At 75.0% G+C, this 15,384-nt stretch carries 14 protein-coding genes and 1 pseudogene; 7 read left to right on the plus strand and 8 right to left on the minus strand.

The genetic code is table 11. The features are described from left to right. Nucleotides 1–64 precede the first annotated feature (64 nt). Nucleotides 65–3,529, minus strand: a complete 3,465-nt coding sequence (locus ACZ3J7_RS06035; RefSeq protein WP_465617318.1) for a carbohydrate binding domain-containing protein — start codon at nucleotides 3,527–3,529, stop codon at nucleotides 65–67. 307 nt (nucleotides 3,530–3,836) lie between these two features. After that, entirely contained in the window at nucleotides 3,837–4,412 is a 576-nt protein-coding gene (locus tag ACZ3J7_RS06040; protein WP_465617320.1) for a TetR/AcrR family transcriptional regulator, read from the minus strand. 149 nt (nucleotides 4,413–4,561) lie between these two features. Here ACZ3J7_RS06040 and ACZ3J7_RS06045 point away from each other — a divergent pair, with 149 nt between their 5' ends. Further along, on the plus strand, nucleotides 4,562–5,098 hold the full coding sequence (locus tag ACZ3J7_RS06045; RefSeq protein ID WP_465617322.1) for a GNAT family N-acetyltransferase: 537 nt from the start codon (nucleotides 4,562–4,564) through the stop codon (nucleotides 5,096–5,098). A gap of 66 nt (nucleotides 5,099–5,164) precedes the next feature. On the opposite strand, the gene ACZ3J7_RS06050 is transcribed toward ACZ3J7_RS06045, so the two are convergent. Further along, the gene (locus ACZ3J7_RS06050) at nucleotides 5,165–6,061 is read right to left on the minus strand and encodes an SDR family NAD(P)-dependent oxidoreductase (protein ID WP_465617324.1); all 897 of its coding nucleotides are present in this window, start codon (nucleotides 6,059–6,061) and stop codon (nucleotides 5,165–5,167) included. A 75-nt stretch (nucleotides 6,062–6,136) separates the two neighbouring features. Continuing rightward, nucleotides 6,137–7,399, minus strand: coding sequence for an MFS transporter (locus tag ACZ3J7_RS06055; RefSeq protein WP_465617326.1), 1,263 nt, complete (start codon nucleotides 7,397–7,399; stop codon nucleotides 6,137–6,139). Nucleotides 7,400–7,535: 136 nt separating this feature from the next. On the opposite strand from ACZ3J7_RS06055, the gene ACZ3J7_RS06060 reads away from it, so the two are divergent. The 4 genes from ACZ3J7_RS06060 (at nucleotide 7,536) to ACZ3J7_RS06075 (ending at nucleotide 10,849) form a co-directional block, all read left to right on the plus strand. Continuing rightward, nucleotides 7,536–8,009, plus strand: a complete 474-nt coding sequence (locus tag ACZ3J7_RS06060; protein ID WP_465617328.1) for a hemerythrin domain-containing protein — start codon at nucleotides 7,536–7,538, stop codon at nucleotides 8,007–8,009. Between the two features lie 160 nt (nucleotides 8,010–8,169). Next, nucleotides 8,170–9,090: a LysR family transcriptional regulator gene (locus ACZ3J7_RS06065; protein ID WP_465617330.1), complete on the plus strand. Its 921-nt coding sequence runs from the start codon at nucleotides 8,170–8,172 to the stop codon at nucleotides 9,088–9,090. Nucleotides 9,091–9,377: 287 nt separating this feature from the next. After that, complete coding sequence (locus ACZ3J7_RS06070; RefSeq protein ID WP_465617332.1) at nucleotides 9,378–10,211, plus strand: inositol monophosphatase family protein; 834 nt, start codon at nucleotides 9,378–9,380, stop codon at nucleotides 10,209–10,211. 41 nt (nucleotides 10,212–10,252) lie between these two features. Next, complete coding sequence (locus tag ACZ3J7_RS06075) at nucleotides 10,253–10,849, plus strand: NADPH-dependent F420 reductase (protein ID WP_465617334.1); 597 nt, start codon at nucleotides 10,253–10,255, stop codon at nucleotides 10,847–10,849. Here the strand turns inward: ACZ3J7_RS06075 and ACZ3J7_RS06080 are convergent. Further along, nucleotides 10,839–11,042: a DUF1272 domain-containing protein gene (locus ACZ3J7_RS06080; protein WP_465617336.1), complete on the minus strand. Its 204-nt coding sequence runs from the start codon at nucleotides 11,040–11,042 to the stop codon at nucleotides 10,839–10,841. The genes ACZ3J7_RS06075 and ACZ3J7_RS06080 overlap by 11 nt on opposite strands. 176 nt (nucleotides 11,043–11,218) lie before the next feature. Beyond that, entirely contained in the window at nucleotides 11,219–11,638 is a 420-nt protein-coding gene (locus ACZ3J7_RS06085; protein ID WP_465617338.1) for a winged helix-turn-helix transcriptional regulator, read from the minus strand. An 88-nt stretch (nucleotides 11,639–11,726) separates the two neighbouring features. On the opposite strand from ACZ3J7_RS06085, the gene ACZ3J7_RS06090 reads away from it, so the two are divergent. Beyond that, entirely contained in the window at nucleotides 11,727–12,575 is an 849-nt protein-coding gene (locus tag ACZ3J7_RS06090) for a Rossmann-fold NAD(P)-binding domain-containing protein (protein WP_465617340.1), read from the plus strand. Nucleotides 12,576–12,622: 47 nt separating this feature from the next. Here ACZ3J7_RS06090 and ACZ3J7_RS06095 read toward each other — a convergent pair whose 3' ends face one another. After that, a complete protein-coding gene (locus ACZ3J7_RS06095) occupies nucleotides 12,623–13,843 on the minus strand; it encodes a PucR family transcriptional regulator (RefSeq protein WP_465617342.1) in 1,221 nt (406 codons plus the stop codon). Nucleotides 13,844–14,171: 328 nt separating this feature from the next. Between ACZ3J7_RS06095 and ACZ3J7_RS06100 the strand changes: the two genes are divergently transcribed. After that, on the plus strand, nucleotides 14,172–14,639 hold the full coding sequence (locus ACZ3J7_RS06100) for an SsgA family sporulation/cell division regulator (protein ID WP_465618000.1): 468 nt from the start codon (nucleotides 14,172–14,174) through the stop codon (nucleotides 14,637–14,639). A 214-nt stretch (nucleotides 14,640–14,853) separates the two neighbouring features. On the opposite strand, the pseudogene ACZ3J7_RS06105 reads toward ACZ3J7_RS06100, so the two are convergent. After that, nucleotides 14,854–15,300 (minus strand): annotated as a pseudogene (locus tag ACZ3J7_RS06105) (MarR family winged helix-turn-helix transcriptional regulator); the annotation flags it as partial. Nucleotides 15,301–15,384 lie beyond the last annotated feature (84 nt).

The following is a 15,384-nucleotide window of genomic DNA, read 5'->3' on the forward strand; positions in this document are numbered from 1 at the left end:
GGTCGACGGCCCGGGGCCGTCGACCGCTGCCGACCCGCGCCGGTGGCGCGGGCCGGTGTCGCCGTTACTTCAGGTACGGGCCGTCGGTGCCGACCTTGCCCGGGGCGGCGTTCTTGCCGCCCAGGTCGAGGACGTAGACCCGCAGGTTGCCCTTGCCGGGGGCGGCGACGGACAGCGTGCCGTTGGTGACGGTGCGGACGTCGCCGGAGACGGCGTCCTTGTAGGTGCCGTTCGGGACGCCGGCGAAGGTGGCCGCGTCCGTGACGGTGACCAGCGCGAAGGAGTCGACGCCGGTGGCGGCGTCGGTGTAGCGGCGCTTGAAGGACATGCCGCCGCTGACGCCCTCGGTGGAGTACTGGCCCATCTGCAGGGCGGGGACCGCCCGGCGGATCTGGTTGAGCCGCTGCACCTGCTTGACCAGCGGCTGCTGCAGCGTGGTGGCGACGGCGCCGTCGGCCGCGGAGACCACCGAGAAGTCACTGGCCGTCACGTTGCCGGCGACCTTGTCGCCGTAGTAGGCGCGGCCGGTGGTGGCGAGCGGGCAGGACGGGCCGCAGTCGATCTGCTTCCCGGCCTGGAACTCGATCTCGGAGCCGTAGTACAGCGTCGGGATGCCGCGGAAGGTCCACATCAGCGCCATGTTCTCGGCCCAGGCGTCCGTCCCGCCGGTGTAGCGCACGCTGGACTTGTTCGGTCCGTAGTCGTGGCTGTCGACGTACACCACGTTGTAGGTGGCGTCGTTGGTGGAGTCGTCGGAGTCCTTGCCGTTGCCGAACGCGTTGTGCGCGTCGCCGAAGTTCATGTGCATCCGCATGTCGATGATGTTCATGCCGGAGAACTTCGAGTGGTCGGGCGCGTGGTAGGTGTTGCCGTCCAGGAAGGCGTTGGTGGACGTCGGCTGGCTGCCGGTGCCCAGCTGTTCCTCGTAGGCGTACTGGTCGAGCGCGGCCTGCACGTCGTCGGCGGTGTAGTCCTTGCGCTCCTTCCAGGTGTAGAACTGCGCGGAGTGGTTGACCGAGCCGCGGTTCCACTTGTCGTTGACGAACGCGGCGACCTCGCCGAAGACGAAGAAGTTCTGCGCCTTGGCCGCGCCCCAGTCCCGGGTGACCCGCTGCTGGATGGCCGGCAGGAAGCGCCGGTTCCAGGTGACCCGCGGGATGTGCACGGCGGTGTCGACCCGGAAGCCGTCCACGCCCATGTCGATGTACTTGTCGTACGCGCCGATCAGGTAGTTCTGGACGTCGGCGTTCTCGGTGTTGAAGTCGGCCAGGTCGTCGGCCAGCCAGCAGGAGCGCGAGTCCTCGCCCTCCCAGTTGCCGATCCAGCAGGCGTGGAAGTACTTCGACGGGAACATGCCGGAAGTCGGGCTCGGCCACTGGCAGTTGTAGATCGTGTAGCCCTCGGGGCTCTTGTACTGGGTCGGGTTGCCCCAGCCGACGCAGGTCTGCCCGGTGGGCTGGGTGGTCGACCACAGGTCGCCGTTGTAGTACGACTTGCCGCTCTTCGGCTCGACGGTCAGGCCGTCGTACTCGAAGCCGGCCTGCTTCTCGTCGTAGTACCAGGACCACTGCGCGTCCCGGACGCCGTACACGGTCGGCACGTACAGGCCCTTGGCGCCCCAGCGGGAGCTGTGGTTGTAGACCACGTCCTGGTAGATCTTGATGCCCTTGGCGTGGGCCGCGTTGATCAGGTCCTGGTACGAGGCGCCGGCCGACTCCAGCCGCGGGTCGACCCGGTAGAAGTCGTAGCCGTGGTAGCCGTGGTAGTCGTAGTCGGAGCGGTTCAGCACCACCGGGGTGATCCAGATCGCCGAGAAGCCGAGGCCCTTGACGTAGTCGAGCTTCTGCACCAGGCCCTTGAAGTCGCCGCGGAACATCGGGTCGCCGTTGGCCGCGTTGCCGGACTTCACGTCCTGGTTGCCGCCCCGGTCGTTGGACGTGTCGCCGTCGTAGAACCGGGCGGTGAGCACGAAGTAGATCGGGTCCTTGCGCGGGTCGGTGCCGATCATCTCCCCGGCCTTGGCGGTCGGCGGCGCGTCCCCGGTGGTGGCGACCGCGGCGGCCGAGGCGGCGGAGACGTTCCCGGCCGCGTCCAGCGCCTTCACGGTGTACGTGTAGACGGTGCGCGGTTCGAGGCCGGTGTCCGCGTACACGGTCGAGCCGACGTTGATCACCGAGCTACCCCTGGTGCCGCCGCTGCGGGTCACCTGGTAGCCCGTCACCCGGGTGTCGTCGGTGGACGGCTCCCAGGTCAGCACGATCGACGTGTCGGTGGCGGAGGCGTTCACCCCGCCCGGCACGCTCGGCGCGGTGGTGTCCGGCACGACCGCCGCGCACGGGTCGGTGGCACCGCCGGTGACCTTGCCGTTCTGCACGGTGCTGACACCGGACGGGACGACGTAGTTGGCGCCGTTGTTGTTGTCCCAGGTGCCGTTGCCGTTGTTGAACGTCGCCGCCATGGTGGCCGCGCCGCCGAGCGACACGGTGCGCTTGTACCAGCCCGGGCAGGCGAGCTCCATCCCGACGCCGGGCACCGCCGTCCACGCCCCGCCCGCCGGGGCGTAGTGCAGGTTGACGATGCTCCATCCGACCACGGCGGTCGAGTAGAACAGGGTGGCGCTGTTCCCGGCCGGCGGCGGCGTGCTGCTGCTGCTCGCGGACGGGCTCGGGTTCGGGCTCGGACTGGCGGAAGCGGACGCGGACGCGCCGGCACTGGCGCTCGGGCTCGAACTCGGGGTGCCGGTGGTGCACGGCGCGGCGCTGCCGACGACGCCGTCCTTGACCGTCACCACGCCCGTCCCGAGGGCGTAGTTCCGGCCGCCGTTGTTGTCCCAGCTGCCGGAGCCGTTGGTGAACGTCGCCTGCAGGCCGGTGGCGCTGCCGAGCGGGACGGTCTTCTTCACCCAGTCCGTGCAGGCGGCCTCCATCGCCACGCCGGGCGACGTCGTCCAGGTGCCGCCGTTGGGGGCGTAGTGCAGGTCGTAGGCCGACCAGTTGCGGGTCTTGGTGTAGTAGTAGACGGTCGCGCTCGCCCCGGCCGACGACGGGCTCGGGCTCGGGGTGGGGCTCGAACTCGGGGTGTCGGTACCGCCGTTGTCCGTGCCGCAGGGGTCGCTGTGGGCGACCACGCCGTCCTTGACCACCACGGTGCCGGTGCCCAGGGCGTAGTTCTTGCCGCCGTTGTTGTCCCAGGTGCCGGAGCCGTTGGTGAACGTCGCCTGCAGGCCGGTGGCGCTGCCCAGGTCGACGGTCTTCTTCACCCAGTCCGTGCAGGCGGCCTGCATGGCGGTGCCCGGCGCGGTGGTCCAACTGCCGCCGTCCGGGGCCCAGTGCAGGTCGTACGCCGACCAGTTCCGGGTCTTGGTGTAGTAGAAGACGGTGGCGGTGTTGCCGCCGGTCGCCGTGGTGTCGGCCGCCGCGCTCGCGGTGACGCCGAATTGAGCCGTGGACAGCAGGCTCGCGGTGAGTGCCGCCGCCGCTGTCAGTACGGCGGCGATGGGGCGCCGCCGGTGCCGTGCTCGTCTGGTCAAGGGAGTGTCCCTCGGTGCTGGGGCCGCGGGCGGTGGGGAACTGCCTCGCGGCAGGGGAATGGGTGGGGGAGCTTGCGCAAATACATGCAAGAACTTCCAGGAGGTTACTGAGGCATGACCGGGCTGTAAAGACTCCTTGACCTCACCCATCAGCGGGCACAGCGGGGCAATTCCCCCCATCTGCCAGAAAGATCTTTCCGCAAGAACCACTGCTGCCGGAGCGGGAGTTGACGTCCCCTCGGCCCGTCACGCGCGCACGTCCCGGCCGTCCCCCGGCCCCGCCCCGGCCGTGATCCGCGGCGGTCAGTCAGTCCAGCGCGGGACGCAGGCCGGCGAGCAGGGTGTCGAGGTAGCGCCGGGCGGTCGCGGCCCGGTCGGCGGCCGTGCCGCCGTGGACGTTCACGGCGTGGGCGATGCCGCACACGAGCGGGACCAGGTCGCGGGCGGCGAGGTCGGGGCGGACGGTTCCGGCGGCGTGGGCCCGGTCGAGGAGCGTGCTGCCCGCCGAGGCGAGCGACTCCTTCAGCTCGGTGGTGCGCGGCAGGGCGTCCGCGGCGGCGGCGAACACCGGGGGCAGGGCGGCGTCGGTGAGCTGCGCCCGCAGGACGCGGGACAGGAAGCCCTCCAGCGCCCGCCGGGGCTCGGCGTCGGCCAGGGCCCGGGCGCCGTGGGCGGCGAGGTCTTCGAGGCAGGGGGCGGCGACGGTCTCCAGCAGCGCCTCGGGGGTGGGGAAGTGCCGGTAGACGGTGGCGACCCCGAGGCCGGCCCGGCGGGCGATGTCGTTGAGCTGCAGGGGGGTGCCCCGGTCGACCAGGTCGCGGGCGACGGCGACGATCCGCCCCCAGTTGCGGGCGGCGTCCTTGCGCAGCGGTGCGGTCGTCATGGGGAGGTGTCCAGGGGGCTCGTCTTGGTTCGCGGTCCGGCCAGGCGATCATATGCGGGTGCCCCCGGGCGGGCGGTGGCCGCGACCCGCACCCCGCACCCCGCACCCCGCGGCAGGGCGGCGCGACCGCCCGTGAGACGGTTTCCGCCATGACGGATGGAACGGTTCCGGAACACGAGGTCGTCCTGGAGACGAGCCGCCTGCTGCTCAGGCCCTGGCGGGTGGCGGAGGCCGTCGTCCAGCGCGAGCTGTGGACCGAACGTGATCCGCGGGTGCCGCCGCACCGCCGGATCGACGCGGACGGCCGCCCGACGCTCGCGGAGCTGGCGGAGTCGATCCGCGCCGACCGGCTGTGGTCGACCGGGTTGCTGGCGGTCGAGCGGAAGGCCTCCGGTGACGTCATCGGCTACTGCGGGCTGGTGGACAGCGGGCGGGGAGCGGCCGGGGAGCCGGAGTTGGCGTTCGAGCTGCTGCGCCGGGTCTGGGGCCAGGGGTACGCGACCGAGGCCTCGTCGGCGGTGCTGGAGTGGGCCAGGTCGTCCGGGCACGAGCGCCTGTGGGCCACGGTCTGGGACTGGAACACCGCCTCCCGCCGGGTCCTGGCCAAGGTCGGGTTCACCGAGACCGGCCGGACCGAGGTGGACCCGGTGCGCGGGACCACCCTGTTCACCGCGGTGCGGCTCTGACCCCGCCGACGACGTCCGGGACGCCGGGAGCGGGGCGTCACGGCGACCGCCGGACCGGCCCCCGGCTCACCCGGGCAGACCCGTCACGGGTGCGTGGGCCCGGCTGAGCCGGCGCACGGCGGCGGCGACCCGGGGGTCGGTCGCGGCCCGGAACGGGGTGACGGGCTCGGCCGAGGGGCCGAGGACGAGACCGGTCCGGCCGGTCAGCGCGGGGTCGGTGGCGGCGGCGATCGAGGAGCGGGCGGCCGAGGCCGCGGAACCGGACGTGGAGCGTTCGAACCGGCGGCGCACCAGCGGCCACAGCAGCCGCAGCGGCGGGGAGACGATCCTCGGGTCGGTCAGGGTGCCGTCGGTCATGCCGGTCGCGGCGCCACCGGGATCGGCGGCGAAGACCGACACGCCCGTCCCCTCCAACCGCGCCGCCAGGTCGAGCGTGTGGGCGAGGTGGGCCAGCTTGGCGCGCCCGTACCAGTGGAAGCCGTAGTAGCCGCCCGGCGGCTCGACGGCGTCGAACACCCGCCTGGCGACGCCGACCGCGGCCGAGGTCACGTTCACGATCCGGCTGGGCGCCCCGGCCGCGAGCGTGGGCAGCAGCAGCTCGGTCAGCAGGTACGGCGACAGGTGGTTGACCACGAACGACGCCTCGACGCCGTCGACGTGCCGCCGGTCGGCGAACATCGCCCCCACGTTGTTGACCAGCACCGTCAGCGGCTCCCCGGAGGCCGCGTGCTCGGCGGCGATCGCCCCGGCCAGCGCGCGGACCCGGTCGAGCGAGGCCAGGTCGGCGGAGCGGAACCGGGCGGGGTGCGCGGGGCGCTGCGCGTTGATCCGCTCGACCGCCCCGGCTCCCCGGTCGGCGTCGCGGCCGACCACGGTGACGGCGAATCCCGCGGCGGCCAGCCCCAGCGCCGTCTCCAGGCCGATGCCGCCCGTACCGGCCGTGACCACGGCTGTCTTCGTCATGACGTCCTCCACCCAGGCGATCGGATAAGTCATCCGCTTCAGCCGGACGATAGCACGAACGGATGACCTATCCGTTTACTGCTCCGGAGCGACGCCGCCCCGCCGGCGCCCGGTGCCGGTCAGGGCCGCCGAAGCGGCGGCGAGGGCGGTCAGCAGGGCGCAGCCGAGCAGGGCGGGCCGGGCGCCGAAGGCGGCGGCGAGCCCGCCCCAGAGCGGGTTGGCCAGGGCCAGGGCGGCACTCTGGGCGAAGGTCAGCAGGGCCTGGACCCGGGCGAGGTGGGAGAGCGGGGCGGCGGCCAGGACGGCCGGGCCCAGGCGGGCGGCGAAGAGGCTCGACCCGGCGCCCACCGCGGCCGCGGCCCCGGCCGCCCAGGACGGGGTGGCGGCAAGGGTGAGGGCGGCGCCACCGAGGGCGGCGGCGAGCAGGCCGAGGGCGGCGCCGGGGCCGGGGCGGGGCGGGGTCCTCCGGCGGGCGACGGCCAGGGCCGCCGCCAGCGTGCCGACGGCCTGGCCAGCGACGACCGCTCCGACCGCCGCCGCGCCCCAGCCGCGCTCGCGGACCAGCAGCGGGGCGAGCAGCGCGACCACCGGCAGCACCCCGGCGGCGGCGACGGCGGCCAGGGCGACCGCGGCGCGCAGTGCCCCGTCCCGGCGCACCACCCGTACGCCGTCGGCCACGGCGGCGAACAGCCCGCCGGGGGCGGAGGCCGGGGCGAGAGCGGGAAGGGGGACGGTGGCGGCCGGACGGGTCCGCAGGGTCACGGCGAGGACGGCCGCGAAGGTCGCCGCGTCGGCCAGCGCGGTGCCGGCCAGGCCGGCGGTGCCGACCAGCAGGGCGCCCAGCGGTGCGCCGAGCAGGACGGCCGCCTGGCCGCCGGCCTGCCGCAGCGCCAGGGCGCGGGGCAGCTGGGCGGGGGTGACCAGGAGGCGCGGCAGGGCGCCGCTCGCCGGGAGCTGGAAGGCGTCGACGGTGCCGATGAGCAGCGCGAAGCCGAGCAGCGTCCAGGGGGTGCCGCCCGCCGTCCGGTCGACGACGGCGAGGGCGAGGACGACCAGCTCCATCGCGGCGTCCCCGGCCAGTGCCGTCCGCCGGGGGCCGATCCGGTCCGCGACCGCTCCGCCCAGCGGCAGCAGGACGGTGCGCGGCAGGGCGATCCCGGTCAGGACCAGCCCGGCCGCCGTCCCGCCGTGGCCGGCGGCGGCCCAGCCGAGGGCGCAGGCGAGCGCGGCGTCGCCGACGGCCGAGAGGCGGGTGCCCGCGAGCCACCACAGGTACGTCGGGGGCAGTCGGCCCGGGGCGGCGGCGGGTGCGGGGGGCGCGGGGGCGGCGGTTCTCATGGCGGCCGACGCTAGGGGCCTCGACCCGGTCGAGGGCAAGGCCGGGGCGGGCGCCCGGTGGCGGGCCGGGCCCGGTGAAGGTGCGGGGTCGGCGTGCCGTCCGGTACGGGGTGGGCGGGGCGTCCAGACTGGCGGGATGTGTCACTACTGCGGGTGCCGCGAGATCCCGCTGATCAAGGACTTCATCCGGGAGCACGAGGCGGCGACCGACCTGACCGGGGAGATCGCCCGGCTGCTGGAGGCGGGCGAGGTCGCGGCGGCGGGGGCGCTGCTGCCGCCGCTGGTGGCGGAGTTGACGTCGCACTGGCGGGGCGAGGAGGGCGGGCTGTTCCGGGTGATGCGCGGGGACCCGGAGTTCGGGGAGTACGTCGCGGGGCTGGAGGCCGAGCACCGCGGGCTGGCCCGGCTGCTGGCCGCCACCGACCTGACCGTCGAGGCCGACCGGGCGGCCCTGCTGGCGGCCTTCGACGAGCTGCGCGCGCACATCGCGAAGGAGGAGGACGGCCTGTTCCCGGCGTCCCTGATCGCCCTGACCGCCGCCGACTGGAACGCCTCGATGGCGGCCTGGCAGGCCGCCCACCCGGGACGGCACCCCTCCGCACCGGGCTGACCGGCGGGAGCGGGGCCGGTTGCGTCGCCGGTCTCCCGCTTCGGCGGCGCGTGGGCGTCCGACGAACCCGCCGACGCCTACCCGGGCGGCTTCTCCTCCCCCGGGGGCGGGCCCCGCCGTTGACGGAAAGCGCGTGCTCGCCGCTTCTATGGTTACTGCCATGCCATTGGATTTGAATCTGCTCAGCGCCCTGGACGCGCTGCTGGAAGAGGGCAGCGTGGCCGGGGCCGCGGAGCGGCTCCACGTCACGGCGCCGGCGATGAGCCGTTCGCTGGGCCGCATCCGCAAGGCCACCGGTGACCAGATCCTGGTGCGCACCGGACGCCACATGACGCCCACGCCCCGCGCGCTGGCCATGCGCACCGAGGTCCACGTCCTGGTGCAGCAGGCCCACCGGCTGCTCTCCTCCCACCAGGACCTCGACCTGGCGGGCCTGGAGCGGGTGTTCACCGTCCGCCTGCACGACGCCCTCACCACCGCCTGCGGGAGCGCCCTCGTCGCCGCGGTGCACCGCCAGGCCCCGAAGGCGAGGATCCGTCTCACGGTCGAGCCCGGCCACGACACCCCCGAGCTGCGCCGCGGCGAGGTCGACGTGGCCTCCAGTGCCGGACCGCCGTCGCAGCCCGACATCCGCCACCGCCTGATCGGCCGGGACAGGATCATCCTCGCGGTCCGGGCGGGTCATCCGCTCACCGAGGGGCCGGTGACCGTGGAGCGGTACGCGGCGGCCGATCACGTGATCGTCTCCCGGCGCGGAAGCCTGCGCGACCGGGTCGACGACGTCGTGGCCGCCCTCGGCCACGAGCGCCGGGTCACCGTCTCCGCCCCCGCGACGGACACCGCCCTGCAACTCGCCCGGGACGCCGACGTGGTGGTCACCCTCCCCGACGCGGTCACCCGCTCCGCCCGCGAGCAGCTGGGGCTGACCACGCTGCCGCTGCCGTTCGAGCTGCCGCCCGTGCCCCTCCACCTGCTCTGGCACCAGCGCTACGACGACGACCCCGCCCACACCTGGCTGCTCGACCTGGCAACCCGGACCCTCCAGGGCCTGTTCACCGCTCCCGACGCCTCCGACCGGTAGCGCTTCGCCAGGACGAGGGGCCCGGCTGCGCGGAACGCCGAACGGTCCACCCCGGCGCGGTCGGGACGCCGCCCGCGGGCGGGACGCCGATCCGTCCGCCGGTGCCCGGCCGCCGCCGGGCACCGGCGAGGAGGCGGCGCATTCACTTGCACGGGAGTCATTCCACTCGTGCGTGACATGCACTTGAGGTTAATCGTCGGCCCCCTTACCTTCGATTCGCAGGCACGAACGGAACGCGGTTCCGCCCGGTCCGCTCGACCACCTCCTCCTCAGACGGGAGCACCACCATGTCCGCATCGACCCGGACCGCCCGAATCGCCGCGCCCCTCGACCCCGCGGCCGACGCCGACCTGCTCGCGCGGACCGCCGACGCCGTACGCGCGGCGGGTTCCGTGCTGCGGGAGCGCTTCGGAGGCGTGGTCCCCCACCGGACCCGCGAAGAGCTGATGGGCGCGCTCGCCGCCAACGACGACGCGGCCCTCGCCGTCCTGCGCCCCCGCCTGGCGGGCCTGCGCCCGGACGCCGGCTGGGTGGAGGACGAACTGGACGGCGGGGCGCTGCCGCCCGGCGAGTGGTGGGTCGTGGATCCGGCCGAGGGCAACGTCAACCACCTGCACGACCTGCCCGAGTGGGCGGTGACCGCCACCCTCGTCCGCGACAACCGGCCCGTGCTCACCGCGGTCCACCTGCCGCTGACCGGCGAGACCTACACCGCGCTCGCCGGCGCCGGCGCCCACCTCGACGGCCGTCCGCTGCACGTGTCCCCGACCGCGGACCTCGGCCTGGGCCTGGTCGCCACCAGCCAGGCCCGGCCCGACGAGGACGAGGAGGTCGTGCGGCGCATCGGCTCCTCGATCACCGCGATGCTCCTCGACGCGCTCGTGGTCCGGGTCGCCGTCCCCGCGACCCTGCACCTGCTGAACGTGGCCGCCGGCCGGCTCGACGCCTTCTGGCAGTTCTCCGGCGCCCGCGCGGACCTGCTGCCCGGCGCGCTCCTCGTCACCGAGGCCGGCGGACGGATCACCGACGCCGAGGGCCGCCCCTGGACCCCGCGGAGCGACAGCTTCCTGGCCGCCGCGCCCGGCGTCCACGCCCGGGCCGTCACCACCCTCTCTCGCTGACCGCCCACCACGACCCGCACCCACCGGAGGAACAGCACCCCATGACCACCATCGCAGTCCTCGGAAACGGCCGCGTCGGCGGCAACCTCGCCCAGGCCCTCACCCGCGCGGGCCACCAGGTGACGGCGGTGGACCGCACGCCGGGCGCCGCCGCCGACGCCGCCGCCGCGGCACGGGTCGTCGTCAACGCCACCCCCGGCGCCGGCTCGCTGGAGCGGCTCGCCGCCCTGCGCGACGAACTGCGGGGCAAGATCCTCGTCGACGTCTCCAACGCCACCCTCGACGGACCGGACGGACTGCCCGCCGACCTGCTCTACCCCGGCTCCAGCCTGGCCGAGCGGCTCCAGGAAGCCCTCCCCGGGACGCACGTCGTCAAGACCCTCAACACGATGCTCTTCTCCGTGATGACCGCGCCCGCCGACCTCGCCCAGCCGCCGACCGCGTTCCTCTCCGGCGACGACCCGCACGCCAAGCGGACCGTCCGCGAACTCCTCGCCGACCTCGGCTGGAAGCAGGAGTGGATCGCCGACCTCGGCGGGATCGAGACCGCCCGCGCCACGGAGGCCGCGGTCCTGTTCGTCCCGCACGTCATCCGAACCGGCGGGTTCGCGCCCTTCGCCGTCTCGATCAGCCGCTGAGCGCCCGGGCGACGCCGCCCGCGCGGCGCGGCCGCGGCACGAGCTCGCCGCCGCAGTTGGGGCACACGTGCCCCATGGCGTCGCCGCAGGCCGGGCAGAAGGTGCACTCGTACGAGCAGATCCGGGCCGGCGCGTCCGGAGGCAGGGCCTCGGTCCCGCACCTCTCGCAGCGGTCGCGCATCTCCAAAGCCATCGTTGCCTCCTGGGGGTCGGGCGTCCGCCGGCGGCCGGACACGCGCCCATCCTGCGCAAGGGGATCCGGCCCGGCAAGCGTCACCGTGGACGGATCCCCGCGAGATCCTGCCAGGGCCCCCTCCACCGGCGGGAGTTCCGGGAGGCGGGGTGCGGCGCCGGGCCGGGCGGGGCCGGTCAGCGGATGTCGTGGCCGGGGTGGGCGAGGTCGTAGGCGTGGCGGGCGTCGGCGATGGCGGTGCGGTGGGCGAGCGACCAGTCGGCGAGTGCCTTGACCAGGTGGGTGAGGCCGGTGCCGGTCTCGGTGAGGCGGTAGTCGACCTGGGCCGGGACGGTCGGGTAGACGGTGCGCCGGACCAGGCCGTCGCGTTCGAGCCGGCGGACGGTGAGGGTGAGCATGCGCTGCGAGATGCCGTCGACCGCGCGCTGGATCTCGCGGAACCGCCGTGGCCCGCCCGCGAGTTCGACGATGACCAGGACGGACCACTTGTCGCCGAGCCGGTCCTGGACGTCGCGGATGCCGCAGTCGGGATGGCCCTGGTGCCCGCAGGGGTCGAGCTCCGCGGGGGTGGTTACCGCGGTGTGCGTGGGTGACATCGAACTGCCTCCTTGTGGGCGGTGCGGGCGCGATCGAGGATCAAGCGTAGTCAGCCCACGGGGACCGCGACGGAGGACGGCGAGCGACATGATCTTGGTGACGGGTGCGAACGGGAACCTCGGCGCGGCGGTGCTGGCCGCCCTGCGGGCGGAGGGCGCGCCGGTGGTCGGCGGCAGCCGGACGCCGGGCGAGGGCGTGCGGCGCCTCGACTTCGACGACCCGGCGGGCCTCGACCTCGCCGGGGTGTCCACCCTGGTGCTGGTCTCGGCCGGCTACGCCGAGGACGACCTGGTGGTCGCCCGGCACGCGGCGGTGCTCGCGGCGGCGGCCCGCGACGGCGTCCGGCACGTGGTCTACACCAGCCTGACCACGGCGGGCGACCACCTCGCCTTCGCCCTGGCGCACCGCGCCACCGAGCGCCTGCTGCGGGAGGGCGGCCCGTCCTGGACGGTCCTGCGCAACGGCCTGTACGCCGAGCTGTTCGGCGGGCTGCTGGCCTGGGAGGACGGCGGCGCGGGCCTGGTCTCCCCGTTCGGCGGCGGCGCGTTGGCGGCGGTCGCCCGGGCCGACCTGGCCGAGGCGGCGGCGCGGGTCGCGGCGGATCCGGCGCGGCACGCCGGGCGGGTGTACGACCTGGTCGGGGCGCCGGTCACGGCGGGCCTGGTGGCCGAGCGGCTCGGGGTGGCGCACCGCACCGTCGGCCTGGGCGAGCACCGGGAGCTGGTCCGCGCGGCGATGCCGGGGCTGCTGCCGTTCCAGCCGGCCATGCTCGCCTCGATCGCCAGCACCGTCCGGCACGGCTTCCTGGCCGGCACCTCCCCCGACCTCGCGGAGCTGCTGGGCCGCCCGCCGCGCGACCCGCTGCCGGTGGCCGCCGCCGCGGCCGCCGCGAACCGGCCGGCGGCGGCGTCCGCCGGGGCCGGCCGGCCGAGGTAGCGGGGTCCCGGGGCCGGGGAAGGCCGCGGGCCCCGGCGGGGGCGCGCTCACTCCAGCGGGTCGCGCACCACCCCGGGCAGGTGCAGGACGGCCTGCAGCGCGATGTACAACTCGGCGGAGTCCAGGCGCCGTTCGAAGGTACGGCCGGAGAGCTGCTCGATCCGGCGCAGCCGGTAGCGGATGGTGTTGGGGTGGCAGTGGAGCAGTTTGGCGGCCTTGTCGGCGGAGCCGTCGACGGCGAACCAGGTGGACATCGTGGTGAGCAGCTGTTCGCGCTGGCCGTCGGGGAGCTCCATCACCGGGCCGAGCACCTGGTTGCCGATCCGGGAGGCGGTGGAGGGGGCGCTGGCCACCAACATCGGCAGCGGGTTGGCGTCGAACAGGGTGACCGTCTCGTCGGGCCGGGCGGAGCTGGCGAGCGCGACCTGGGCCAGGTGCAGGGCCTGCGGGGTCTGGTCGAGCCGGGTGTAGCAGGGGCTGACGCCGGCCCGGCGGACGGTCTGGCTGCGCAGGGTGTCGACCAGTTGGTCGATCGCGGCGGCGGCGCGCATCGAGACGATGCCGATGTGGGCGTCCGGGGTGAGCCGCCAGGCGGAGCCCATGTCGTGTTCGCGCAGGGTGGGTTCGATGTCGGGCAGCGCCTGCCGGGCGAGCCCGGGGGCGTGCGCGACGACCACGGCGAAGGTGCCGTCGTACGGGAGGGTGAGCATGTCGGCGGCCTCCAGGACCGAGCCGGGGTTGCCCATGCCGCCGCGCAGCACCACGTCGACCAGGGCGGAGCGCTCCTGGTCGCGGCGGACCATCAGCAGGGCGGTGGTCCGGTTGAAGGCGTTCATCATGGCGGTGGTCGACTCCTCGTTGAACCGCCAGACGTCGGTGGCCATCTGCACCAGTTCCCCGCTGGTGGCGAGGCCGTGGCGGAGCGACTCGGCGGCCATGGTCTCCCAGAGGTGGGCGAAGCCGATCCGGAACGCGGACTGCACGGTGGCCAGCGGGACGCCCTGTTCGGCGCGCAGCCGCCCGGTGCGGCGGGGGGCCTCCAGGCAGGGGCCCTCCTCGTGGGCGAGCCGGCGCAGGGTGAACTCGATGTTGCTGCGGACGGATTCGGTGAGGTCCCCGGCGGGCAGCGGTCCGGCGCTGCGGTAGACGGTCATGTTGTCGCGGATCCGGCGGACCGTCTCCTCGGTGAGCGCGGTGAGCCGGTCCAGCAGGTGGCCGGCCAGTCGCGCGGCCGAGTCCACCGGCGCCTCGGGGAGTCGGGTGCCCATGCGGTGAGCCTAGGCGGCACGGGACGGCGCGGAGCGGCGCGCGCGGTCGGCGCGGGGGCGCGGGCCGGGGCGGGCACGCCGTGGGGGTGCCGGGACGGGGCGGCGGCCGCACGGGCGTTCCACGGGTGAGGGCGGGGGCGGGTGTTGACGGCGCGTCGGGCCGTTGGAGGGAGGGTTTTGTCGCCGCCCACAGGCCGGGACGGGGTGGCGCTGTTCGTTCGGACAGCGTTGGCGTCCAGGGCGCCCGTGGGTGCGCCGGGCGGCTCTAGTCTCCTGCTCAGACCAGCCCGGACCCGCCGGGCCGGACCGCCTGGAGAAGACACCCGTGATGGAGAGCCCCGCCGAGCTGCGCCTCGACCTGGTGATGGACCTGCTGCTGTCGCCGGAGGAGGCCTTCGCCGTTCCGGCGCGGCTGGTGTACTGCCCCGACGACCCGTACGCGGTGCACGTGGCCTTCCACGTCGACTCGGCGCAGCCGATCGGCTGGTTCTTCGCCCGGGACCTGCTGGTGCAGGGGCTGCTGCGGCCCACCGGCCTCGGGGACGTCCGGGTGTGGCCGGCCTCGGTGGACGGCCGCCGGATGGTGACGCTGATGCTCTGCTCGCCGGAGGGGGACGCCTTCCTGCAGGCCCCGGCGGCGCCGGTGGCGGCCTGGGTGCGGCGAACGCTGTACCTGGTGCCGCCGGGCGGCGCGGCCGAGCGCGCGCGGGTGGACGAGGCGCTGGACGCGCTGTTCGCGGCCACCGGCCCGACGGGGGCGGCCGGGGCGGCGGGCGCGACGGAGCCGGGTTGCTGAGCGGCCCCACCGCCGCGATGGGCAATGTGATATTTTACTGAGCGCGTCCACGGGGGACGCCCCCGGGAGCGCGGGAGCCCGTGCCCCGCTCCCGGAGGTGCCGCGGTCGTTCTCGGGGTACCGCGGCACCTGGTGGACCGCTGGCGGCCGGGCCGTCGACCTTCGGGTCGGCCACCGCCGCCGGCCCCGTCCGGAGGTCGCCCTCCCGCCCGCGCAGGCCGGCCGCGACGGCGCGCAGCGCGGGCAGGGCGGCGACCAGCGCGGCCCGGTCGGGCGCCGGCAGCTCCGCGGCCACCTCGCCGATCAGTTCGGCCCGGCGCGCCCGCCAGGCGGCCAGGCGCTCGACGGCCTCGTCGGTGGCGTACAGCAGCACCGCCCGCCCGTCCGCGGGGTCGCCCTCCCGGCGCAGCAGGCCCTTGCCGACCAGCTGGTTGACCAGGGTGGAGACCGAGTTGCCGGCCAGGAACAGCTCCTCGGCCGCCTCGGAGACCCGCACGCCCGGGCTGTCCAGCACCAGGCTCAGCAGCTCGACCTGGGCGCCGCGCAGCCTGGGGCCGTCCGGCCAGGCCGACAGCAGGCGGCGGCGGATCAGCCGCTGGATGCCGACGAGCAGCCCGGAGAGCTCCTCGGCGGATTGGTACTCCTCCGGCGTTTCGCTCACCCCCCGATTTTAGCTCTGCGTGAGAGGTACCGGTCGAGGGGGATGCGGCGAGGAGTGTGTAACGGTTCCGGGGACGGCCCCGGC

It is taken from the genome of Kitasatospora sp. NPDC015121, from assembly GCF_055562955.1.